This is a genomic window from Ottowia sp. SB7-C50 (genome assembly GCF_033110285.1).
GTDB lineage: Bacteria > Pseudomonadota > Gammaproteobacteria > Burkholderiales > Burkholderiaceae_C > Ottowia.
The window spans coordinates 2,762,340-2,784,263 of record NZ_CP136995.1; the positions used below are offsets into that span (position 1 = coordinate 2,762,340).

Here is a 21,924-nt window from a genome sequence, read left to right on the forward strand (position 1 = left end):
GTCCGTCACCCGCAACCACCACCCCTTTCCTGGAAATTCACCCGATGCTCGACGCCGACAAAGGACAAACCCCCACGCTCGATGGCAGCCGGCTGCGCGTCGGCATCGTGCAGGCGCGCTTCAACGAAGGCATCACGAATGCGCTGCACACGGCTTGCCTGGCCGAGTTGACGGCGCTGGGCGTGCGCCCTGAAAACATCACCCACCTCACCGTGCCCGGCGCGCTGGAAGTGCCGTCGGCCCTGCAATGGCTGGCGCGCCGTGGCGACGTCGACGCGCTGGTGGCGCTGGGCTGCATCATCCGCGGCGAAACCTACCACTTCGAGCTGGTCGCCAACGAGTCGGGCGCCGGCGTCACGCGCGTGGCGCTGGACAGCGGCATCCCCATTGCCAACGCCATCCTCACCACCGAAGACATGCCGCAGGCGCTGGCGCGCCAGGTCGACAAAGGCTGCGACGCCGCGCGCGTGGCGGTGGAGATGGCGCTGCTGAAAGCGAGCCTGGCATGAGCACGGCAAAGAAGGCCGCGCCGGGCAGCGCCGGCACGCGCAAGTCGTCCACCAAGTCACCGCGTTCGCGCGCGCGAGAATTCGCGCTGCAAGGCCTGTACCAGCACTTCGTCGGCGACAGCGACGTGGCCGCCATCGACCCGTTCACGCGCGAGCTGCAGGGCTTCGCCAAGGCCGACGCGGTGCATTTCGACGCCCTGCTGCACGGCTGCATCGACCTGAAGGACGACCTGGACGCGCTGATCGTGCCACTGCTCGACCGCGACCTGGGCCAGATCTCGCCCATCGAGCACGGCTGCATGTGGATCGGCGCGTATGAATTTTTGAAATGCCCCGACGTGCCCTGGCGCGTGGTGCTCAACGAATGCATCGAACTGGCCAAGGACTTTGGCGGCACCGACGGCCACAAGTACGTCAACGCCGTGCTCAACGGCCTGGCCCCGAAGCTGCGGCCGCACGAAGTCGAGGCCGACCGCGCCAAGCTGCGCCAGGCCAAGGCCTGACGCCGCTGGCCGCACCACGGGCGGCGCGGCAGCGGCCTGCCCGCAAGATTTCAAGCCTTTCTTGCCGCTGGCGCTTGCCCCATCTGCGCCAGCAGCTATTGAATCAGGAGTATCCTGACGCCATGAGACTCTCCGCACGCGCCCAGCGCATCGAGCCGTTCTACGTCATGGAAATGGCCAAGTCGGCCGCCGCCATTGCGCGCGAAGCCGCTGGCTCCGACAAGCCGATGATCTACCTGAACATCGGCGAGCCCGACTTCACCGCGCCGCCGCTGGTACAGGAAGCGGCCGAAAAAGCCATTCGCGACGGCCGCACCCAGTACACCCAGGCCACCGGCCTGCCCGCGCTGCGCGAGCGCATCAGCGACTGGTACCGCCAGCGTTTCGGGCTGGACGTGCCGGCGCGGCGCATCGTGGTCACCGCCGGCGCGTCGGCCGCGCTGCAGCTGGCTTGCCTGGCGCTGGTCGATGCGGGCGACGAGGTGTTGATGCCCGACCCCAGCTACCCGTGCAACCGCCAGTTCGTCAGCGCCGCCGAAGGCCGCGCGGTGCTGATTCCGTCCACGGCGGCCGAGCGTTTTCAGTTGAGCGCGGGCAAGGTGCACGACGCCTGGGGCGCGCACACGCGCGGCGTGCTGCTGGCCTCGCCGTCCAACCCCACCGGCACCTCGATCCACCCCGACGAGTTGCGGCGCATCCACGACGTGGTGGCCGAACGCGGCGGCATCACCGTGCTGGACGAGATCTACCTGGGCCTCTCTTACGAAGACACCTACAGCCACAGCGCACTGGGCCTGTCGGACCAGATCATCAGCATCAACAGCTTCAGCAAGTACTTCAACATGACCGGCTGGCGCCTGGGCTGGCTGGTGGTGCCTGACAGCATCGTGGATGTGGTCGAGCAGATCGCGCAGCACCTGTTCATCTGCGCCAGCACGGTGTCGCAATACGCGGCGCTGGCCTGCTTCGAGCCGGACAGCCTGGCCGAATACGAGCGCCGCCGCGCCGAGTTCAAGGCGCGGCGCGACTGGTTCGTGCCGCAGCTGAATGCGCTGGGCCTCACGGTGCCCGTCACGCCCGACGGCGCCTTCTACGCCTGGGCCGATTGCAGCGCCGCATGTGACAAACTGTTCGGCCCACACAGTGCCGCCCGCTCCGAATACAATAGCGGCATGCAGACTGCGGGCAGTTGGGATTTCGCGTTCGAGCTGATGAAACGCGCGCACCTGGCGGTGACGCCGGGGCGCGACTTTGGCCATGCCGACACGGCGCGCTACATCCGCTTTTCGACCGCCAACTCGATGCCCCAGTTGCAGACGGCCGTCGGCCGCCTGCGCGAGGTGTTGGCGTAACCGGCCGGGCGGATGGCGTTCGAATTCCCGATCCGCATCTACTGGGAAGACACCGATGCCGGCGGCATCGTGTTCTACGCCAACTACCTGAAGTTCTTCGAGCGCGCGCGCACCGAATGGCTGCGCAGCTTAGGGCTAGACCAGCGCGCGCTGCGCGAGCAGACGGGCGGCATGTTCGTCGTCACCGAATCGGCCGTCAAATACCTGCGTCCGGCGCGGCTGGACGATGAACTTATCGTCACCGCGCGGCTCGAATCCTGCGGTCGTGCGGGCATCTCGATCCTGCAGCAGGCCTTTCTGAAAGGGGCCGATCGCACGCTGCTGTGCGACGGCCGCGTGCGCGCCGGCTGGGTGGATGCCACCGCCATGAAACCGGCGCGCATGCCCGCCGCCATCCTAGAAAAGTTGAATCCATGAACCAGGACATGTCCATCATCCAGCTGGTGCTGCACGCCAGCTTCGTGGTCCAGATCGTCATGCTGATCCTGCTGGCCGGCTCCATCGCCAGCTGGGCGGCCATCTTCCGCAAGCTGCGGGCCATCAAGGGCATCCAGGCGCACAACGAGGAATTCGAGCGCGACTTCTGGTCCGGCACCAGCCTGAACGACCTGTACGCCACCGCGGCGCAGAACGCGCGCCACGGGGGGGCCCATGGAACGCATCTTCGCCAGCGGCATGCGCGAATATCAAAAGCTGCGCGAGCGCCGCATCGCCGACCCGGGCACCCTGCTGGACGGCGCGCGGCGTGCGATGCGGGCCAGCTTTCAGCGCGAGATGGACGCGGCCGAGGTCAACCTGTCGTTCCTGGCGTCGGTGGGCTCGGTCAGCCCTTACGTGGGCCTGTTCGGCACCGTGTGGGGCATCATGCACGCCTTCATCGGCCTGGGCGCGCTGCAGCAGGTGACGCTGGCCACCGTGGCCCCCGGCATTGCCGAGGCGCTGGTCGCCACCGCGCTGGGCCTGTTCGCCGCCATTCCTGCCGTGGTGGCCTACAACCGCTTCGCGCGCGACATCGACCGCATCGCGATCCAGCAGGAGACCTTCATCGAGGAGTTCTCCAACATCCTGCAGCGCAACCTGGGCGTGCAGGCCACCACCCCGCATTCGGCCACCCCCACCGGGTACTGACGCCATGCCCAACGTCTCATCCCGTGGCCGCGGCCGACGCGCCATGAACGAAATCAACATGGTGCCCTTCATCGACGTGATGCTGGTGCTGCTGATCATCTTCATGGTGACCGCCACCGTCATCACGCCGGGCGCCATCAACATCCCGCGCGCCGGCCAGTCCAGCAAGGCGCCCGACCAGCCGGTGACGGTGATGATCGACGCCGCCGGCGCCGTGAGCGCCGATGGCGGCAAGAACGGCCCCGACCTGAAGGGGCGCAGCGAAGGCGACATCTTTGCCGCCATCAGCGACGCCGCCAAGTCCAACCCCGACCTGGCCGTGATGGTGGCGGCCGACAAGGACATCGCCTACCAGAAGGTGATCGACGTCACCACCCGGCTGCGCCAGGCCGGCGTCGGCCGCGTCGGCCTGGCCGTCCGTTGAGGCCCATTCGCCCGGCATGAACGCTGTCGCCATCGAACGCAACGAATTCGCGCCACCGCCAGCCGGTGGCGTGGGGCGCGCCGTGGCGCTGGCGCTGCTGGCGCATCTGTTGCTGATCCTGGCGCTGACCTGGGGCCTCAATTGGCAGCGCGAGGCGCACGACGAAGCGGTCGAGGCCGAGCTGTGGTCGCCCTCGGTGCAGCGTGCCGCGCCCAAGGCCGCGCCGCCACCTCCGCCACCGCCGCCGGCACCAGCCGTCGAACGCACGCCACCGCCGCCGCCCAAGCCACAACCGGCACCCAAGCCCGAACCCGTGGTCAAGGCGCCGCCGCCGCCCCCGCCGCCCAAGCCGCAGGTGGACGAGGAACGCGACGCCGAGATCGCCCTGGCGCAGAAGAAAAAGCAGGAAGAAGCCCGCAAGGCCGCCGTCGCCAAGCGCGAGCAGGAACGCCGCCGCGAACAGGAGCGCCGCGAGGCCGAACTGGAAAAGAAGCGCGAAGCCGAGCTGGAGAAAAAGCGCGAGGCCGAACAGGAACGGCGCGAACTCGCCCAGAAGAAAGCCGCCGAGGAAAAGCAGCGCAAGGCCGACGAGCAACGCAAGCTGGCCGAGAAGAAGAAGGCGGAAGAAGCCGAGCAGCGCAAGCTGGCCGCCGCCGAAGCCAGGAAGAAGGCCGAGGCCGAAAAACGCGCCCTGGCCGAGGCCGAACGCAAGGCCGAAGCCGACGCCCGCGCCAAGGCCACCGCCGACGCCAAGGCCAAGGCCGCCGCAGAAGCGAAGGCCCGCAGTGCGGCCGACGCCCGCGAGTCCAATGAGCGCCGCAAGGCCGAGCTGGCGCGCCTGTCCAAACTGGCAGGCACCGGCGACACGGACGGCGGCAGCGCCGCGGGCAAGGGCAAGGCCGCGGGTGGCGCAGACGGCGGCGCCGAGCGCGAAGCCGGCCCATCGGCCAACTACGCCGGCCGCATCCGCGCCGCAGTGCGGCCCAACATCGTGTTCACCGAAGACGTGCCGGGCAACCCGGTGGCCGAAGTCGAGGTGCGCACTGGCCCCACCGGGCAGATCATCAGCCACCGCATCACCAAATCCAGCGGCGTCAAGAGCTGGGACGACGCCGTGCTGCGCGCGCTCGACCGCACCGAGAAACTGCCGTCGGACAACGGCCGCTACTGGAACCCGATGCTGATCACCTTCCGGCTGCGGGGCTGACGACGTGCCACACCGGCGCGACCGGTCAGCGCCCGATTGCTATAGTTTAGATAGCTTTCTGCGCAATCCCAGAAAGCGCAAGCGGCCTTTTTGATTCAAATTCTGACGCGCGCCGCCATCACTCATAGACGATGGCCGCGCGCCCTTCATCGGCCTGCGCCATCCAGCTGGCCAGGGCCGCATCGCTGGGGAAGAACCGGGCTTCGTCGCCCAGTTGCAACTGGGCCATCACGCCGCCCTTTTCTGCCCGGCGCTCCACCAGCAGGCGCACCGGCAGGCCGCGCAGCAGGTCGCCGTGCTCGGTGTGTTCGACCTGCGGCGGGTATTCGGTCAGCAGTCGGCGCACGTCGGGCGACGGACCGTTCACCGCCACGCGCAGGAACTTGCCGAAGCGGCAGCGTGCGGTGGGCAAGTCCCAGATCTGCGTGATGTTGAGCTGCATGCCGCCCGAAAAGCGATCGGGCATGGCCTTGGCCATGACGACGATGAACTCGTCGTCCTTCAGCAGGTTGCGGTGCTGCTGGATCAGGCCTTCTTCGGCACGGGCGTCGATGCTGGCCGACTTGTCGTCCAGCTTGAACAGCGCCAGCCGGCCGCGCTGGCCGTTGATGACGCGGAAGTCGCCCACGATGCCCGCCAGCAGTTGCGGCTCGCGGCTGTCGACCAGGTCGTCGATGCGCCGCTTGACGAACTGGCGCACCTCGCGCTCGACTTCGTCAAACAAGTGACCCGACAGGTAGAAGCCGATGGCCGTCTTTTCAAGCGACAGGCGTTCCTTGACGCCCCACGGAATGACGTTGGGCAGCGCCGGTTCCTGCGCGCTGGAGCCATGGCCGTCGTCCATCAGGTCGAACAGGCCGCCCTGGTTGGCGTTGGCTTCGTTGGCCGCGGCGTAGTCGAAGGCCAGGTCCAGCGCGGCGGCCAGCGCCGCGCGGTTCATGTGCAGCGCATCAAACGCGCCAGCGCGAATCAGCGCTTCGACCGTGCGCTTGTTCACGCGCGTGCGGTCGATGCGGCGGCAGAAGTCGAACAGGCTGGTGAACGGGCCACGCTCATCGCCCGCCGCACCGCCGCCGCGGCCTTCGCGCGCAGCGACGATGGCTTCGATGGCCTGCTGCCCCGTGCCCTTGATGGCGCCAAGGCCGTAGCGGATCAGCGTGTCGCTGACGGGCTCGAAGCGGTAGCCGCCGCGGTTGACGTCGGGCGGCTCGAACGTCATGCCTTCACGCAACGCGTCCTGGTGCAGCACCTTCAGCTTGTCGGTGTTGTCCATCTCCACCGTCATGTTGGCGCAGAAGAACTCGGCCGTGTAATGCACCTTCAGCCAGGCCGTGTGATAGGCCAGCAGCGAATAGGCGGCGGCGTGCGACTTGTTGAAGCCGTAGCCGGCGAACTTCTCCATCAGGTCGAAGATTTCGTCGGCCTTGCCTTCGCTGATGCCGTTTTTGGCCGCACCCTCGCGGAAGATCAGGCGGTGCTCGGCCATCTCCTCGGGCTTTTTCTTGCCCATGGCGCGGCGCAGCAGGTCGGCGCCCCCCAGGCTGTAGCCGCCCAGGATCTGCGCGGTCTGCATCACCTGTTCCTGATAGACCATGATGCCGTAGGTCTCGCTCAGCATGTCGGCCACCAGCGGGTGCGGGTATTCGACCGGCTCGCGCCCGTGCTTGCGCGCGACGAAGCTGGGAATCAGGTCCATCGGGCCGGGGCGGTACAGCGCGTTGAGGGCGATCAGGTCTTCGAGCCGCGTGGGGCGCGCGTCGCGCAGCATGCCCTGCATGCCGCGGCTTTCAAACTGGAACACGGCTTCGGTGCGGCCGTCCTGGAACAGCTTGTAGGTCTTGGCGTCGTCGAGCGGAATGTTCTCGAAGGCAAAGTCCGCCTGCCCCGGGTGGCGGCGCACGATCAGCTCCTTGGCGATTTCCAGGATGGTCAGCGTGGCCAGGCCCAGAAAGTCGAACTTGACCAGGCCCACCGCCTCGACGTCGTCCTTGTCGTACTGGCTGACGGCAGAGTCGCTGCCGGGCTGCTGGTACAGCGGGCAGAAGTCGGTCAGCTTGCCGGGCGCGATCAGCACGCCGCCGGCGTGCATGCCCACGTTGCGCGTCATGCCTTCGAGCTTCTTGGCCAGCTCGATCAGCGTCTTGACCTCGTCTTCCTTGGCGTAGCGCTCGGCCAGTTGCGGCTCGACCTTCATCGCGCCGTCGATGGTGATGTGCTGGCCCGGCTTGTTGGGGATGAGCTTGCTGATGCCGTCGCAGAACATGTAGCTCATGTCCAGCACGCGCCCCACATCGCGGATGGCGGCGCGCGCGGCCATGGTGCCGAAGGTGGCGATCTGGCTGACGGCGTTCTTGCCGTACTTGTCCTTCACGTAGTCGATGACGCGGTCGCGGTTGGCCTGGCAGAAGTCGATGTCGAAGTCGGGCATCGACACGCGCTCGGGGTTCAGGAAGCGCTCGAACAGCAGCTTGTATTCCAGCGGATCGAGATCGGTGATCTTCAGCGCATATGCCACCAGCGAGCCGGCGCCCGAGCCGCGCCCCGGCCCGACCGGGCAGCCGTTGTTCTTGGCCCAGTTGATGAAGTCGCCCACGATCAGGAAGTAGCCGGGAAAGCCCATCTTCAGGATGGTGGCGATCTCGAACTCCAGCCGCTCCACGTATTCCGGGCGGCGTGCATCGCGCACCGCCGCGTCAGGAAACAGGTGCGCCAGGCGCTCTTCCAGCCCGTCCAGCGACGCCTGGCGGAAATACGTGTCGATGGTGTGCCCCGCGGGCACCGGAAAGTCGGGCAGCTGCGGCTTGCCCAACACCAGCGTCAGGTTGCAGCGCCGCGCGATCTCCACCGCGTTGGCCAGCGCCGAGGGCACGTCGGCAAACAGCGCCTGCATCTCGGCGCTGGACTTGAAATACTGCTCGGGCGTGAAGCGACGCACGCGCCGTGGGTTGCCCAGAATCTCGCCTTCGGCGATGCAGACGCGCGCCTCGTGCGCCTCATAGTCGTCGCGTGTGGCGAACTGCACCGGGTGCGTGGCGACGACGGGCAGCTTCAGGCGCGCGGCCAGTTGCACGGCGGCGGCCACGTGCGCCTCGTCGTCGGGGCGGCCGGCGCGTTGCAGTTCCAGATAGAAGCGGTGCGGAAACAGCTCGGCCAGCCGCAGCGCCATGTCGCTGGCCTGCTGCAGATTGCCCTGCAGCAGCGCCGGCCCCAGCGGGCCCGCCTGCGCGCCCGACAGCAGAATCAGCCCTTCGGACAGCTCGGCCAGCCAGTCCCACCGCACCACGGCCTGCGCCTTGACCACCCCGCGCGTCCAGGCGCGCGCCAGCAATTCAGACAGGTTCAGGTAGCCCGGCGTGCCGGTGGCCAGCAGCAGCACGCGCGAGGGCGCCTCGGCGTCGCCGTCGCGCCCCTCCAGCAGCACTTCGGCGCCGAGGATGGGCTTAACGCCAGCGCCGCGCGCGGCCTTGTAGAACTTGATCGCCCCGAACAGGTTGTTCAGGTCGGTGATGGCCAGCGCCGGCTGCTGGCCCCGCGCCGCCGCGGCCACCATGTCGTCCACACGCGTGGCGCCATCGACGACGGAGAACTCGGTATGCAGGCGGAGATGGACGAACATGGGGACAACAGAGATCAGGGCTTCGCCATCGGGCGATTCAAGAGAACCGTCATTCCCGCGAAGGCGGGAATCCAGGTCAACCTCATGTGGGCGTGCATGGATTCCCGCCTTCGCGGGAATGACGATGGACTTGCACGAAAGGGATGAAACCGCCCCGCCAGGACGGCGCTACGGCAGTACAGCCAAAGCAAAATATACCGCCTTTCACCCGCTGGACGAGCCGCTTGCACCACGCCGCGCGCTCAGCGATTGACGCATGGCTTGCGTGGTGCTGCGGCTGCGCCCTCAAAGACAAATCCCCGGTCAAGCCGGGGATCTGTCAGGCGCATCACCATGCGCCATGGACTACAAAAACGATAGCTAACTGCGCTGATCAGGCAAGCGCTGACGCTGAAAATCGACTACCGATGCGTCACCGATTGGCGCCGCGCCTCAGCCGCGCCGGCGCCCGTCCAGGCCCAACGCGCCGCCGCCCAGCGCGGCGATGGCGAGCAGGCCGCCGGCGATGCCCAGGTTCTTGTTGAACATCAGCTTCTGCATCATGACCTGATCGGCCGGCACGCCCCAGTAGTTGTGGAAGAACACCGCCGCCATCAGCGTGAACAGGGCCAGCAGCAGCGCGGCCCAGCGGGTCTGGAAGCCCACTAGCAGCGCAATGCCCGCGCCGATTTCAACCAGGATCGCGGCCACCGCCATCACTTCGGGCATGGGCAGCCCCTTGGACGCGATGTAGCCGACGGTGCCGGCAAAACCGGCGCCCAGCTTGCCGATGCCGGCGGGAATGAAAAGCCAGGCCAGCAGGATGCGGCCGATCAGGGCGAGGGGATTGGAAATGGCGTTCATGGTGAATAAGTCCTTGCGTGGGAGTGAATGAAACGGGGATGGCGCCGCCCCGGCAGAACCGGCGGCGGCGCGGCTTGAAAGGGGTTACGGCGCCAGATCGAACACCAGCACTTCGGCGTCCTGGCCCTGGCTGAGGCGGATGGCGCTTTCGTGCTCGATCAGCGCCGCATCGCCGCCGGCCAGGCGCAGTCCGTTGACGTCGAGCGAGCCGCGCACCAGATGCACGTAGGCCTTGCGCGCCGGGTCGATGGCCAGCGTGGCCGACTCGTCGCCGTCGAACAGGCCCGCATACAGGGCCGCATCGGCGTGGATGCGCACGGCACCGGCGTCGGGCGAGCGAGCGGCCAGCAAGCGCAGGCGGCCCCGCTTGTCGGCGGTGGGGATGGTCTTCTGCTCGTAGCCGGGGGCCACGCCCTGCTGGTCGGGCAGGATCCAGATCTGCAAAAAGTGCGTGGTCTGCCCCACGGCGTGGTTGAACTCGCTGTGCGTGACGCCGGTGCCTGCGCTCATGCGCTGCACGTCGCCCGGCGGAATGCCCGTGACGTTGCCCATGCTGTCGCGGTGGGCCAGGTTGCCGCTCAGCACGTAGCTGATGATTTCCATGTCGCGGTGGCTGTGCGCGCCAAAGCCGGTGCCGGGCGCGATGCGGTCTTCGTTGATGACGCGCAGGTTGCCCCAGCCCATGTGCGCGGGGTCGTGGTAGTCGGCAAACGAAAAGCTGTGATGCGACTGCAGCCAGCCGTGGTCGGCAAAGCCGCGTTCGCCGGAAGGGCGCAAAGTGATCATGCGTGAACTCCTGTGATGACCCCGACTGTAGGCGCGGCTGGCGCTTCTGTGGGTGAATCGGGTTGATGGCATCATTCAAAAACATTGAACTAAAACCACCCCCCCTGCCATGGCCGAACCGACCGACGTGCTGACCCCGGACGCCTTTCGCATCCTCAACGCCATCGCGCAGGCGGGCAGCTTTGCCGGCGCCGCGCGGGCGCTGGGCCTGGTGCCCAGTGCGCTGACCTACCGCGTGCGGCAGATCGAGGAAGCGCTGGACGTGCTGCTGTTCGACCGCCGTTCGCGCCAGGCGCGCCCGACCGCCGCCGGCGCCGAGCTGCTGGCGCAGGCCGAACGCCTGCAGCAGGAAATGGACGCCGTGGTGCAGCGCGTCAAGCGCGTCGCCACCGGATGGGAGCCCGAATTGACCGTCGCCGCCGACGGGCTGATTTCGCATTCGGCGCTGATGGACCTGTGCAGCGAATTCTTCGCGCAGGACCCGCCCACCCGCCTGCGGCTGCGCGAGGAAATTTTGAGCGGTACCGTGGGCGCGCTCACGTCGGGCAAGGCCGACCTGGCGCTGGGCGCGATCCTGGAGCCGTCGAGCGCCGCCAACCTGCGCGCCGCGCCGCTGGGCCAGGTGCGCTTCGTCTACGCCGTGGCGCCCACCCACCCGCTGGCGCGCGCACCCGAGCCGCTGCGCGATGCCGAACTGCTGCGCCACCGCGGCATCGTGGTGGCGGATTCGGTGCAGACCGGCGCCACGCAATCGTTCGGCCTACTGGAAGGGCAGCAGACGCTCACGGTGTCCAGCCTGCGGGCCAAGCTGGACGCGCACCTGCGCGGCCTGGGCGCCGGCTTTCTGCCCGAGCCGATGGCGCGCCCGTGGCTCGCGTCCGGCCAACTGGTGGCGCGCCGGGTTGAGCGCAGCACCCGCATCGCGACGCTGAGCTATGCCTGGCGCGCCGACAGCGCACCCGGCAAGGCGCTGGCGTGGTGGCTGGACCGCCTGGCGCGCCCCATCACGCGGCGCGCGCTGCTGGAGGAGCACCCGAGCGTGTAGAGTTGCCGCATGAAACGCACCCAGCGCCCGCCCAGAACGCCCTCGTCCCGCCGCATCGCCGTCATCGGCGCAGGCATCGCCGGCCTGGCCTGCGCGCGCACGCTGCAGCGCGCCGGCTGCGACGTGCAGGTGTTCGAAGCCGCCGACGAACCCGGCGGCCGGCTGGCGTCGCAGGACTCGCCCTTTGGCACCTTCGACACCGGCGCACAGTACTTCACGGTGCGCGACGCCCGCTTCACCCAGGCGCTGCAGGCCACCGCCGCCGACGTGGTGCGCCCATGGAGCGCCAATGCCGTGCGCGTGCTGGACGAGCATGGCCGCGTCGTCGAAGCCGCACTGCCCGCGCGCGAAGCGCACTGGGTCGCGGTGCCGTCGATGAACGGGCTGCCCCAGCGCTGGGCCGCGCCTTTGCAGGCCGCCAGAGCCTTGCACCTGGGCACACAAGTCGAACGCATCGCGGTGCACCCGGCCGGCTGGCAGGTGCAGGCGCGTGACGCGTCCGACCCGCACCGCCCCCCCGGATGGCTTTGATGCCGTCTTGCTGGCCGTGCCCGCGTCTGGAGCGCGAGAGCTGCTATCGAAGGTGGAGCACCTGGCCCCGCTGGCGCAACGCGTGGAAGGCGTGGATGTGGCGCCCTGCTGGACGCTGATCACGGCCTTTCCGCACGCTGCGCAGCCCACGCTGAACACGCTGGGGCCGCAATGGAATGCGGCGCGCAGCACGCACCACCGCGTCGCCTGGCTGGCGCGCGAATCGTCCAAGCCCGGCCGCACGCTGATCGAGCGCTGGACCGTTCAGGCCAGCCCCGGCTGGTCGCGCGAGCACGAAGGCGACGACCCGGCGCGCGTCAGCGCCAAGCTGCTGAAGGCCTTCGGCGAAATCACCGGCATCCGTGCCACGCCCACCTTCGCCGAAGCCCGCCTGTGGCGGCAGGCACAGACGCTGGTGCCGCTGGGCGAGTCTTTCGTGTGGGACGCCGCGCTGGGCGTCGGCGTGTGTGGCGACTGGTGCATCGGCCACCGCGTGGAAGACGCCTTCGTCTCGGGGCTGGAGCTGGCGCTGCGCGTCATCGGCGATTGACCGCGCTGGCGGCGCCGCGTTGGCGCCGTTGACCGCTTTGCCATGTACATCGGCAGATTCGCGCCCTCGCCCACCGGGCCCTTGCACGCCGGCTCGCTGGTCGCCGCGCTGGCCAGCTGGCTCGACGCCCGCGCGCACGGCGGCCGCTGGCTGGTGCGCATCGAAGACGTGGACACGCCGCGTTGCGTGCCGGGGGCGGACCAGTTCATCCTCAGCCAACTGGCCGCCTGTGGCCTGATGCCGGACGAAGCGCCGGTGTGGCAGTCACAGCGCACCACCCACTACCGCGCCGCGCTCGACCGACTCGTCGCCAGCGGCCATGCCTACCCCTGCGCCTGCTCGCGCAAGGACATCGAAGCCGCGCAGGCCGCGCGCGGCACCCTGCGCCAGCGCGGGGCCGAGCTGCCCTATCCCGGCACCTGCCGACCCGAGCACGGCGGGCTGAATGGCCGCGCCCCGCGCGCCTGGCGCCTGCATACCGGAAATTTTTCATTCAATGACGCGCCAGCGCATAGCCTGTCAGCGGAGTCAGCTACCAACTCAATAGCAAACGTCACTCCATTGCGCTGGCATGACCGCCGTCTGGGCACCCAGCACCAGCACGTGGAGCAAGCGGTCGGCGACTTCGTCCTGCTGCGCGCCGACGGCCTGTGGGCCTACCAGCTCGCCGTGGTCGTGGACGACGCCTTGCAGGGCATCACGCACGTCGTGCGCGGCGAAGACCTGGCCGACAACACGCCGCGCCAGATTTTGCTGCAGCGCGCGTTGGCTGTGCCTACGCCGCGCTACCTGCACACCCCGCTGGTGCTGGCGAAAGACGGACAGAAGCTGAGCAAACAGAATGGAGCCCAGGCGCTGGATGTGAGCCAGCCGCTCGTCGCCCTCACCCACGCGGCGCAAACGCTCGGCCTGTCTGCGCCACCGGCAGGCACCGTCGGCCTGGCGTTGGCTGCTTGGCGTGACGAATGGGCGCGCCGGTGGGCGGCCGGGTCCGGCTGAGCGTGGCAGCCGGTGCCAGCATGGCCCGGGGGCCGATCACACGCGTTGCTTGAACGAACAGCCAACAAAAAACCCGACACGAAATCACTCGTGTCGGGCTTGATGATTGGTAGGCGCGATTGGACTCGAACCAACGACCCCCACCATGTCAAGGTGGTGCTCTAACCAGCTGAGCTACGCGCCTGAAATCGATTCGAACTTCGAATTATAGCACCGCGCCAAGCGTTTAGCGTCGCCGGGCTGCGCGGACGCCTGTCACGTCCTGGACTTGGCTCAGCACATGGGCAAGGCGCTGCGTGTCGCTGACTTCGACGGTGAAGGTCATCCACGCCCATCCCTTGACGGACTGGGTCTGCACGCCGATGACGTTCATCTTCTCGCGCGCGAATACGTCCGAGATATCGCGCAGCAGGCCCTGGCGGTCAAGCGCCTCCACAGCCACATCGACGGGGTAGGCCGGCGCCTTGCCGGTCGCCGGCGTGCCCCAGCCGACCTCGATCACCCGTTCGGGCTCGCGTGCCTGCAGGTCGCGAAAGCTCGCGCAGTCGCGCCGGTGCACGCTGACGCCGCGTCCGCGCGTGACGTAGCCGGCGATGTCGTCGGGCGGCGCGGGCTTGCAGCAGCGCGCGGGTTGGGTCAACAGCGAATCGAGCCCCACCACCAGCACGCCGCCGCGACCGCCGTGGTTCGGCGTGGGCTTGCGCAGAAACGCCTGTTCGTCGGCGGCGGGCGTGGGCGCCGGGGGGGCGCAGCACGACTTCGATGGCGTGCATCGACAGTTCGTCCTTACCCACCGTTTCGAACAGCGCATCGGGTGTCTTGAAGCCCAGCTCTGCCGCCAGGTGTTCCAGCGACAGCGCGGTACGGCCCTCGCGCTGCAGCAGCTTTTCCACCATTTCACGGCCGCGCGCAATCGTCTCGCGGGTGTGCTGCGCGTTGAACCACGCGCGCACCTTGCTCTTGGCGCGATTCGACGCCAGGAAGTGCAGGTCCGGATTCAGCCAGTCGCGCGACGGCCCGCCTTCCTTGGCCGTGATGACCTCCACCGTCTGGCCGTTTTTCAGCGGCGTGTGCAGCGGCACCATGGCGCCATCGACGCGCGCGCCACGGCAGCGGTGACCCAGTTCGGTGTGCAAGGTGTAGGCAAAGTCGACCGCCGTCGCGCCGGCCGGCAACTCCACGATGGCAGCGTCCGGCGTCAGCACGTAGATGCGGTCGTCAAACAGCCCGTACTGCGGCGCAGCGCCCGACAGGTCGCGTTCCCACGCCAGCAACTGGCGCAGCACCGCAATCTTGGCGTCGTAGTCGCTCGCGGCGCTGACGCCGGCGTATCCCTGCGTGCCCGCCTCCTTGTACGCCCAGTGCGCCGCGACGCCGTGCTCGGCATGTTCGTGCATCTGCGTGGTGCGGATCTGGATTTCCCACGGCCGGCCTTCGGCGTCGCGCACCACGGTGTGCAGCGACTGGTAGCCGTTGGGCTTGGGCCGCGCGATGTAGTCGTCGAATTCTTCCGGCACCGGCGTGAAATGCTGGTGCACCCAGGCCAATGCGGTGTAGCACTCCACCACCGACGAGACCAGGATGCGCAGGGCCCGCACATCGAACACGCGATCAAAATCCAGCCCCTTGCCGCGCATCTTGCGCACGATGCTGCTGATGTGCTTGGGCCGGCCCGTCACACTGGCCTGGATGCCTTGCGCCCGCAGGTCGCGTTCGATCTGCGAGCGCCGCGCCTCCAGCGTCTGTTCACGCTCGACGCGTTTTTCATCGAGCAGTGACGCCACCAGCCGGTAGGTGTCGGGCTCCTGGAAGCGGAACACCAGGTCTTCCATCTCCCACTTGATCTGCCAGATGCCCAGACGGTTGGCCAGCGGGGCAAAGACCTCATGCGACTCGCGCAGCAGCGTGGGCGACGGCGGTTTGCGCGCCGCGGCGCACCAGCGCAGCGTCTGCAGGCGCGACGCCAGGCGCAGCAGCACCACGCGCAGGTCGCGGCTGAAAGCCAGCAGCATCTTGCGCACGAATTCGGTCTGCTGGCTGGCCTGGTCGGAATCGCCCGACAGGTCCTGCCGGCTGGCGCGCGAGCGCTGCTGCACGCGCTCCAGCTTGGACGTCTCGATGGCGAGCCGCGCAAAGCCTTCGCCGAAGGCCTTGCCGATCACCTCGTCCGGCCGGTTGAGCTGCGCGCTGGCGTAGCTGAGGTACACCGCCGCCTGGATTTCGTCGGAGCCGCCGATGCCCGCCAGAATGTCGGCGGTGTGGTCCGCATGGGCCAGCACATTCTCGCCGGACGACGTGACTTCGCCCGCCAGCAAGGGCTCGGCAAAGGCCCGCGCGCGGGCGCGCATTTCAGCAGTGCCGGCCACACCGCCCCCGGTGGCGATCACCACGTCGGCGACCCCCGCACGGGTCGGTTGGGGCGGCAGCGCCAATGTCTTCATCGCGCCTCGCCGGGTCGCGCACCGGGGTCGGCCGGCAGCAGAAAGTCGACGACCGCATCGCGCTGATCGGGTGCGACCAGCGTGGGCGCGTGGCCGACCCCTGCAAAGTCGATGCGGCGCGGCTGGGGGCCGCGCTGCTGCATGGCCTGCGCGGTGGCGGCGGACAGCAGGTCGGAATCCGCCCCGCGCAGCAGCAGGGTGTCCGCGGTCACCTGGTCGTACAGCTGCCACAGCGCCGCCTCGCCCTGCGCTGCGGCGGCCTCGGTGACCTGTGCATAGGGTACGGCAATGGCCGGGTCATAGTGCATGCGCCAGCCGCCTTCAGACGCTGGCCGCAGCATGGGGCGCGACAGCGCCAGCCATTCTTCGTCGCTGTGCGGGCCGAAGCCAGCCGAAATATCGCGCATGCGCGCCGCCGCCGCTTCGACAGACGGCGCGGTGCCGAAGCGCCCAAGGTACTGGCCGATGCGCGCCAGCGCCTGCCATTCGATCACCGGACCGACATCGTTAAGCACCAGGCGGCGCACGGGCGCGGGCAGCGGCAAGTCGGGCATGCCGGCCAGCGTCAGGCCAATCAAGCCGCCCATGCTGGTGCCGACCCAGTCCAGCGTGGTGATGCGCGCCTGCTGGTGCAGAACGCCCAGCAGCGCCAGCATGTCGGCCACATAGGTCGGAAACTGATAACCCATCGGGTCGGCCAGCCAGTCGCTTTCGCCTCGGCCCACGACGTCGGGGCACACCACGCGCAATGCCCTGCCCTGCGCGGCGGCACGTGCCAACAGCGCGCGCGCCAGCACGTCAAAGTCGCGCCCCTGGCGCGACAGCCCGTGTACGCAGACCACGCTATGCGGCGCGCCGGCGTCGCCCCATTGCCAGTACGCCATCCGATGTCCGGGGCCCGCGTCGGGGCAACTGACGTGGTGCAGAACAGGCTCGGACATGAAAGGCTTTCCGTGGTGGACGGCCGGCGGGCACCCGCGCCCACCGCCTGACGGTCATGGTAATTGAAACGTGTGGCGCGCGCTGTCGCGGCGCGCCAGGCGGCCGGCGGTCAGCGTGCCTGCACCGTCCCCGACACGATGACCTGCACGGTGCTCTTGCCCGGTTCGACCGGCACCGGCGCGTCGGCCACCATGGCTTGCGCCTTGGCCATGCCATAGGCACGCGGCATGGGCACTTCGGCATCGCCGCTGATGGCCACTTCGCGCAGGCTGTAGCCGGCAAACCCGAAGGCGCGGGCGATCTCGGCCGCGCGGGCCTTGAAGCGCTCGATGGCGATGGCCTGCGCCTCGCTCTCCACCCTGGTGCGCTGCTCGCGGCTCAGGCCGAACGACACATTGCCGATGGTCATGGGGGTGGCGCGCGCGGCCGCCTGGGTGATGCGGGGAAAGTCCCTGCCTTCCAGGATCAGTTCGGCCCTGCCCTGCCAACCGTTGATCTTGCCGTCGCGGTTGTAGCGCGGGTGAATGCTGAAGTCGCCGGTGCGCACGTCCATCTGGCCGGGTTGGGCGGTGGACTTGACCTGGTTCAACGCGGCGTCCAGCGCCTTGCGCAACTCGGCCTGCACGCTGGCGGCATCGGCGCCCTCGCGCGTGGTGGTCAGCGACAGCGTCAGCAAATCCTGCATCGCCTCGACCTGCCCGGTGGCAGACAGTTGCAGCACATTCTGGGGCGCGGTGAGGGTCATGGTGGCGGGTGAATTGGGCACCTGGGCGTGGGCCGGCGCGGCGACACACGCCGCCGCCAGCAGGGCCAGCGTGCCCCAACGGGAGATAGGATGTTTCATGGCAAATAGCGATGCGTTCAAGATGAAACGCTGCCGCGCATTATGGGCAGCGCCGCGCGCCGCCCTTGTGGGACAAGCGCGCAATCGGCACGCCGGTCAGCGCCCGCCGGGCGGCGTGGCGAGCCTTGGCGGCGCCATCTCCGTCCGCACCGATGCGCGCCGCACCTGGTCGCGCAACTGCTCCCGCTGCTCGGCGGTGAGCCGGTGGTCAGGCCCCGCGAACCCTTCGCGCCGGTGATGGACGGCATTGACCGCTTGCCAGACACCGCTTCGGCGCAGCACGTCCGCTGCAGCCGCCGCCGCCACAGCCGCGCCCGGCCCCATGTCGGGCGCTTCGCCACTGGGCTGCGCGCGGGCCACGCCCGGCCCCAGCGCCAAGGCCAGCCCTAGCCAGCCCGGCGCGCTGAAAAGTCGTTGCTTCATGGGAACCGGACGATGCCTCATCCCACCGTGTGCGTCCTTCACATTGCCCAAGGACGGGGCAACACTTGTAACACTGTGAAAGTCGGCTGGGGTTAACCCGGTATTCCCGGCCGATCAGGGCCACAATGGCTCTGTTACAAATACGTCAGAAAGGTTTTGATGAACCAGGCAAGCCACCGCACCGACAAGATCGTCGTCGTTGACGACGATGCGCGCATCCGCGACCTGCTGCGCCGCTATCTGGCGCAGGAAGGGTTCGAGGTCATCCTGGCCGAGGATGCCAAGGCCCTCTCGCGCATCATGCTGCGCGACACCATCGACCTGATCGTGCTCGATCTGATGATGCCCGGCGAGGACGGCCTGTCCGTGTGCCGCCGCCTGCGGGCCGCCGGTGACCGCACACCCATCATCATGTTGACGGCCAAGGGCGAGGACGTGGACCGCATCGTCGGCCTGGAAGTCGGTGCCGACGATTACCTGGGCAAGCCGTTCAACCCGCGCGAATTGCTGGCGCGCATCCACGCCGTGCTGCGCCGCCGCCCGCCGCAGGAAGCGCCCGGCGCACCCTCGGCCGAAAACGAATCGGTCAGCTTCGGGCCCTTCCACTTCGACCTGGGCGCCCGCACGCTGCGCAAGAACGGCGAGGAAATCAACCTGACCACGGGCGAATTCGCCATGCTCAAGGCGCTGGTGCGCCACCCGCGTCAGCCGCTGTCGCGCGAAAAGCTGGCGCAGCTGGCGCGCGGGCGCGAATTCGAGCCCTTCGACCGCAGCCTGGACGTGCAGGTGTCGCGCCTGCGCAAGCTGATCGAGCAGGACGCCGCCAGCCCGCGCTACATCCAGACCGTGTGGGGCGTGGGCTACGTGTTCGTGCCGGACGGCACCGGCTGATGCGTCCTGCGCCGCCTGCCGTGCCCGCCCCTGAAGGCGCGGCCCCCCCTTCGATGAGCGCGGCGGCCCCCGTGCCGGACAGCCGGCGCAGCAGTGCGGCCGCGCGCGCCGGCCAGGGAGGGGATTCGTCCGCCGACGCCGCGCGCTCGGCGCGCCGCCCGCTCGGGTTCAGCCTGTTCTGGCGCACCTTCATCCTGCTGGCGCTGCTGCTGCTGGGCAGCTCCATCGGCTGGTACCAGATGTTCCGCACGCTCGAATACGAGCCGCGCGTCCTGGGCAACGCGCGCCAGGTGGCGTCGCTGGTCAACCTGTCGCGCGCGGCGCTGGTGCACTCGGACGCCATTGCGCGCGTCTCGCTCATCAAGACGCTGGCCGACCAGGAAAAGGTGCGCATCGCCACGCACGAGCCGGGCGACAAGTTCGACCTGTTCAACCAGACCGAACTGGAGCGCCGCATGAGCGCCGAAATCGTCGCCCGCCTCGGCCCCGGCACCGTGGTGGCCAGCCGGGTCAACGACGAACCCGGCCTGTGGGTGGGCTTTGCGATCGAAGGCGATTCGTACTGGCTGCTGACCGACCGCTCGCGCATCGGCGCACTGCTGGGCGGCAGCGCCTGGCTGGTGTGGCTGGCCATGCTGGGCGCGCTGTCGCTGGTGGGCGCGGCCTTGCTGGCCGGCTTCATCAACCGGCCCTTGCGCCAGCTGTCGATTGCCGCCGCCCACGTGCGCGAAGGCGACTTCGAGCGCTGGCGGCTGGACGAGTCGGCCCGCTCCAGTGAAATCCGCGCGGTCAATGTCGGCTTCAACCGCATGGCGGAGCAGCTGTCGAAAATCGAGCAGGACCGCGCCGAGATGCTGGCCGGCATCTCGCACGACCTGCGCACGCCACTGGCGCGGCTGCGGCTGGAAACCGAGATGAGCGTGCCCGACACCGAGGCGCGCGACCACATGGTGGCCGACATCGGACAGGTCGACACCATCATCGACAAGTTTCTCGACTACGCCCGGCCCGGCCACCTGGAGCTTCACGCGCTGCCGCTGGCCGACATCGCCGCAGCGGCGGCCCAGCCGTTCACGCTGGGCGACGACCTGCAGGTGCAGATCGACATCGCGCCCGAGCTGCGCGTCATGGGCGACGACGTCGAGCTGTCGCGCGTGCTGGCCAACCTGCTGGAGAACGCGCGCCGCTACGGCAAGACCGAGGGCAGCGCCGTGGCGCACGTGCACATGACGGCCGCCGCGCGCGACGCCTGGGTGACGCTGCGCGTGCGCGACCACGGCCCGGGCGTGGCGCCGCAGTTGCTGCCCAGCCTGACGCGCCCGTTCTTTCGCGGCGACCGCGCGCGCACCGCGGCCACCGGCGCCGGCCTGGGCCTGGCCATCGTCGCCAAGATGGTGCAGAACATGGGCGGCTTTCTGGAGCTGGAAAACAGCCCCGACGGCGGCCTGATGGCCATCGTGCGGCTGCGCCAGGCCGACGAACCCAAGGCCGGGGTGTCGCTGCTCAAGAAGCGGCGCTGACGCAAAAAACGCTAATCAGGCCACCAGCGCTTGCTGCAACGGCGCAGTTCGCTACTGAACCAATAGCACCACCGCGCGCGCCTCGATCGACGCGCCCTGCCCCACCGCGCCCAGCCGTTCGGCCGTCTTGGCCTTGACGTTGACCTGGGCCTGGGTGATGTCCAGCGCTTCGGCGATGCGCGCACGCATGGCGCCAATGTGCGGCGCCAGGCGCGGCCGCTGCGCCACCACGGTGCTGTCCAGGTTGCCGACGCGCCAGCCCGCGGCCTTTACGCGCCGCGCCGCCTCGACCAGCAGCGCGTGCGAATCGGCCCCGGCAAAGCGGTCGTCGCTGTCCGGGAAGTGCGTGCCGATGTCGCCCAGCCCCGCCGCGCCCAGCAGCGCATCGGTGATGGCGTGCAGCAGCGCGTCGGCATCCGAATGGCCCAGCAGCCCCTGGGTGTGCGGAATGTGCACGCCGCCCAGCACCAGCGGCCGGCCCGGCACCAGCGCGTGCACGTCCCACCCTTCGCCGATGCGGAAGGCGGGCATGCCGGTGTGCTTTTCTGTCATGCGTCTCGGCTCCTCAAAACGGCCTCGGCCAGCGCGAAGTCTTCGGGATACGTCACCTTGATGTTCTGCGCACTGCCCATCACCAGCAAGGGGGCGTGGCCGGCGGCCTCCATGGCGCTGGCCTCGTCGGTGATGCCGGCAAAGCCGCCGGCCGCATGGGCCGCGTAGGCGTCGCGCAACGCGCCAACGCGGAACATCTGCGGCGTCTGCGCCAGCCATTTGCCGGCGCGCTCGATGGTCGCCGCCACGCGACCGGCGCGCTCGCTTTTCAGCGTGTCTGGCAGGGGCAGTGCCAGCAGGCCGCCGACGGCGTCGGGCAGGCAGGCGTCGATCAGCCCGTCGATCAGCGCGGGCGTCACCAGGCAGCGCGCGGCGTCGTGCACCAGCACCCAGTCATCGGGACGGGCGCCGTCGGCCAGCATGCGTGTCAGGCCATTGAAGACGCTTTCAGCGCGCGTGGCGCCTCCGCAGTTTGCTATCGAATATATAGCCTCTTCGCGCTTCAGCCCATCGTCGCCAGGCGCGACGACCACGTGGATCTGGTCGATGCGCGGCACGCGCGCCAGGGCGGCCAGCGTGTGGTGCACCATCGGCTGGCCGGCCACCGGCTGGTATTGCTTGGGCACCACCGTGCCGGCACGAGAGCCGGTGCCGGCGCAGGGCAGCAAGGCGTGGCAACGGGCGGGGGGCATCACATCAGGCATGGGCTGGCCCGCATTGTAGTGAGCCGCAAGGGGCCATTTGCTCCTTTTATGCTAGCTACCAGCGCTTTACAGACAAGCGCCAACGGCCGAAAGCACGCAAAACGCAGGCGGCGT

General features: G+C 68.8%; 20 protein-coding genes, 1 tRNA gene and 2 pseudogenes. 13 read left to right on the forward strand and 10 right to left on the reverse strand.

Translation table 11 applies throughout. The features are described from left to right. Window positions 1-44 precede the first annotated feature (44 nt). The 7 genes and pseudogenes from ribH (at window position 45) to tolA (ending at window position 5,123) form a co-directional block, all read left to right on the forward strand. Complete coding sequence (gene ribH, locus R0D99_RS13210; RefSeq protein WP_317748638.1) at window positions 45-509, forward strand: 6,7-dimethyl-8-ribityllumazine synthase; 465 nt, start codon at window positions 45-47, stop codon at window positions 507-509. Next, entirely contained in the window at window positions 506-1,012 is a 507-nt protein-coding gene (nusB, locus tag R0D99_RS13215; RefSeq protein WP_317748639.1) for a transcription antitermination factor NusB, read from the forward strand. The genes ribH and nusB overlap by 4 nt, the downstream gene beginning before the upstream one ends. A 122-nt stretch (window positions 1,013-1,134) precedes the next feature. Next, complete coding sequence (locus R0D99_RS13220) at window positions 1,135-2,364, forward strand: pyridoxal phosphate-dependent aminotransferase (RefSeq protein ID WP_317748640.1); 1,230 nt, start codon at window positions 1,135-1,137, stop codon at window positions 2,362-2,364. A 12-nt stretch (window positions 2,365-2,376) separates the two neighbouring features. Continuing rightward, the gene (ybgC, locus tag R0D99_RS13225) at window positions 2,377-2,781 is read left to right on the forward strand and encodes a tol-pal system-associated acyl-CoA thioesterase (protein ID WP_317748641.1); all 405 of its coding nucleotides are present in this window, start codon (window positions 2,377-2,379) and stop codon (window positions 2,779-2,781) included. After that, window positions 2,778-3,492: pseudogene (tolQ, locus tag R0D99_RS13230) on the forward strand (protein TolQ). Before ybgC ends, tolQ begins: the two are co-directional and overlap by 4 nt. 43 nt (window positions 3,493-3,535) lie before the next feature. Continuing rightward, complete coding sequence (locus R0D99_RS13235) at window positions 3,536-3,916, forward strand: biopolymer transporter ExbD (protein WP_317748642.1); 381 nt, start codon at window positions 3,536-3,538, stop codon at window positions 3,914-3,916. 16 nt (window positions 3,917-3,932) lie between these two features. Further along, window positions 3,933-5,123 carry a cell envelope integrity protein TolA gene (tolA, locus tag R0D99_RS13240; protein WP_317748643.1) on the forward strand — a complete coding sequence of 397 codons (1,191 nt, stop codon included), beginning with the start codon at window positions 3,933-3,935 and terminating at the stop codon, window positions 5,121-5,123. Between the two features lie 118 nt (window positions 5,124-5,241). Here the strand turns inward: tolA and dnaE are convergent, their stop codons facing one another. From dnaE to R0D99_RS13255, 3 genes are all read right to left on the reverse strand, one after another. Next, window positions 5,242-8,739 (reverse strand): DNA polymerase III subunit alpha, encoded by a 3,498-nt coding sequence (gene dnaE, locus R0D99_RS13245; RefSeq protein ID WP_317748644.1) that lies wholly within the window; start codon window positions 8,737-8,739, stop codon window positions 5,242-5,244. A 432-nt stretch (window positions 8,740-9,171) separates the two neighbouring features. After that, window positions 9,172-9,582 carry a DoxX family protein gene (locus R0D99_RS13250; protein WP_317748645.1) on the reverse strand — a complete coding sequence of 137 codons (411 nt, stop codon included), beginning with the start codon at window positions 9,580-9,582 and terminating at the stop codon, window positions 9,172-9,174. A gap of 84 nt (window positions 9,583-9,666) precedes the next feature. Next, window positions 9,667-10,368, reverse strand: a complete 702-nt coding sequence (locus R0D99_RS13255) for a pirin family protein (RefSeq protein ID WP_317748646.1) — start codon at window positions 10,366-10,368, stop codon at window positions 9,667-9,669. A 109-nt stretch (window positions 10,369-10,477) separates the two neighbouring features. Here R0D99_RS13255 and R0D99_RS13260 point away from each other — a divergent pair, with 109 nt between their 5' ends. Genes R0D99_RS13260 through gluQRS form a run of 4 tightly spaced genes read left to right on the forward strand, consistent with a single transcriptional unit; the run spans window position 10,478 to window position 13,493 of the window. Beyond that, window positions 10,478-11,413, forward strand: a complete 936-nt coding sequence (locus R0D99_RS13260; RefSeq protein ID WP_317748647.1) for a LysR family transcriptional regulator — start codon at window positions 10,478-10,480, stop codon at window positions 11,411-11,413. 9 nt (window positions 11,414-11,422) lie between these two features. Beyond that, complete coding sequence (locus tag R0D99_RS13265; RefSeq protein ID WP_317748648.1) at window positions 11,423-11,944, forward strand: FAD-dependent oxidoreductase; 522 nt, start codon at window positions 11,423-11,425, stop codon at window positions 11,942-11,944. Continuing rightward, complete coding sequence (locus R0D99_RS13270; RefSeq protein WP_317748649.1) at window positions 11,904-12,494, forward strand: hypothetical protein; 591 nt, start codon at window positions 11,904-11,906, stop codon at window positions 12,492-12,494. Before R0D99_RS13265 ends, R0D99_RS13270 begins: the two co-directional genes overlap by 41 nt. A 42-nt stretch (window positions 12,495-12,536) precedes the next feature. Continuing rightward, window positions 12,537-13,493, forward strand: coding sequence for a tRNA glutamyl-Q(34) synthetase GluQRS (gene gluQRS / locus R0D99_RS13275; RefSeq protein ID WP_317748650.1), 957 nt, complete (start codon window positions 12,537-12,539; stop codon window positions 13,491-13,493). 107 nt (window positions 13,494-13,600) lie between these two features. Here the strand turns inward: gluQRS and R0D99_RS13280 are convergent. The 5 genes and pseudogenes from R0D99_RS13280 to R0D99_RS13300 all read right to left on the reverse strand — a co-directional run bounded on the left by R0D99_RS13280 (window position 13,601) and on the right by R0D99_RS13300 (window position 18,143). Further along, window positions 13,601-13,677: transfer RNA gene (locus R0D99_RS13280), tRNA-Val, on the reverse strand. A 42-nt stretch (window positions 13,678-13,719) separates the two neighbouring features. Further along, window positions 13,720-15,934: pseudogene (locus R0D99_RS13285) on the reverse strand (RelA/SpoT family protein). Continuing rightward, window positions 15,931-16,875: an alpha/beta hydrolase gene (locus R0D99_RS13290; protein ID WP_317748651.1), complete on the reverse strand. Its 945-nt coding sequence runs from the start codon at window positions 16,873-16,875 to the stop codon at window positions 15,931-15,933. Before R0D99_RS13290 ends, R0D99_RS13285 begins: the two are co-directional and overlap by 4 nt. A gap of 110 nt (window positions 16,876-16,985) precedes the next feature. Continuing rightward, entirely contained in the window at window positions 16,986-17,720 is a 735-nt protein-coding gene (locus R0D99_RS13295; protein WP_416365891.1) for an SIMPL domain-containing protein, read from the reverse strand. 96 nt (window positions 17,721-17,816) lie between these two features. Further along, entirely contained in the window at window positions 17,817-18,143 is a 327-nt protein-coding gene (locus tag R0D99_RS13300) for a hypothetical protein (protein WP_317748652.1), read from the reverse strand. Between the two features lie 159 nt (window positions 18,144-18,302). On the opposite strand from R0D99_RS13300, the gene ompR reads away from it, so the two are divergent. Together ompR and R0D99_RS13310 are read left to right on the forward strand one after the other, a co-directional pair. After that, the gene (gene ompR, locus R0D99_RS13305; protein WP_317748653.1) at window positions 18,303-19,034 is read left to right on the forward strand and encodes a two-component system response regulator OmpR; all 732 of its coding nucleotides are present in this window, start codon (window positions 18,303-18,305) and stop codon (window positions 19,032-19,034) included. A 53-nt stretch (window positions 19,035-19,087) separates the two neighbouring features. Continuing rightward, window positions 19,088-20,554: a sensor histidine kinase gene (locus R0D99_RS13310; RefSeq protein ID WP_317748654.1), complete on the forward strand. Its 1,467-nt coding sequence runs from the start codon at window positions 19,088-19,090 to the stop codon at window positions 20,552-20,554. A 51-nt stretch (window positions 20,555-20,605) separates the two neighbouring features. On the opposite strand, the gene ispF is transcribed toward R0D99_RS13310, so the two are convergent. After that, entirely contained in the window at window positions 20,606-21,106 is a 501-nt protein-coding gene (gene ispF, locus R0D99_RS13315) for a 2-C-methyl-D-erythritol 2,4-cyclodiphosphate synthase (protein WP_317748655.1), read from the reverse strand. After that, window positions 21,103-21,798 carry a 2-C-methyl-D-erythritol 4-phosphate cytidylyltransferase gene (gene ispD / locus R0D99_RS13320; protein WP_317748656.1) on the reverse strand — a complete coding sequence of 232 codons (696 nt, stop codon included), beginning with the start codon at window positions 21,796-21,798 and terminating at the stop codon, window positions 21,103-21,105. The genes ispF and ispD overlap by 4 nt, the downstream gene beginning before the upstream one ends. Between the last annotated feature and the right edge of the window lie 126 nt (window positions 21,799-21,924).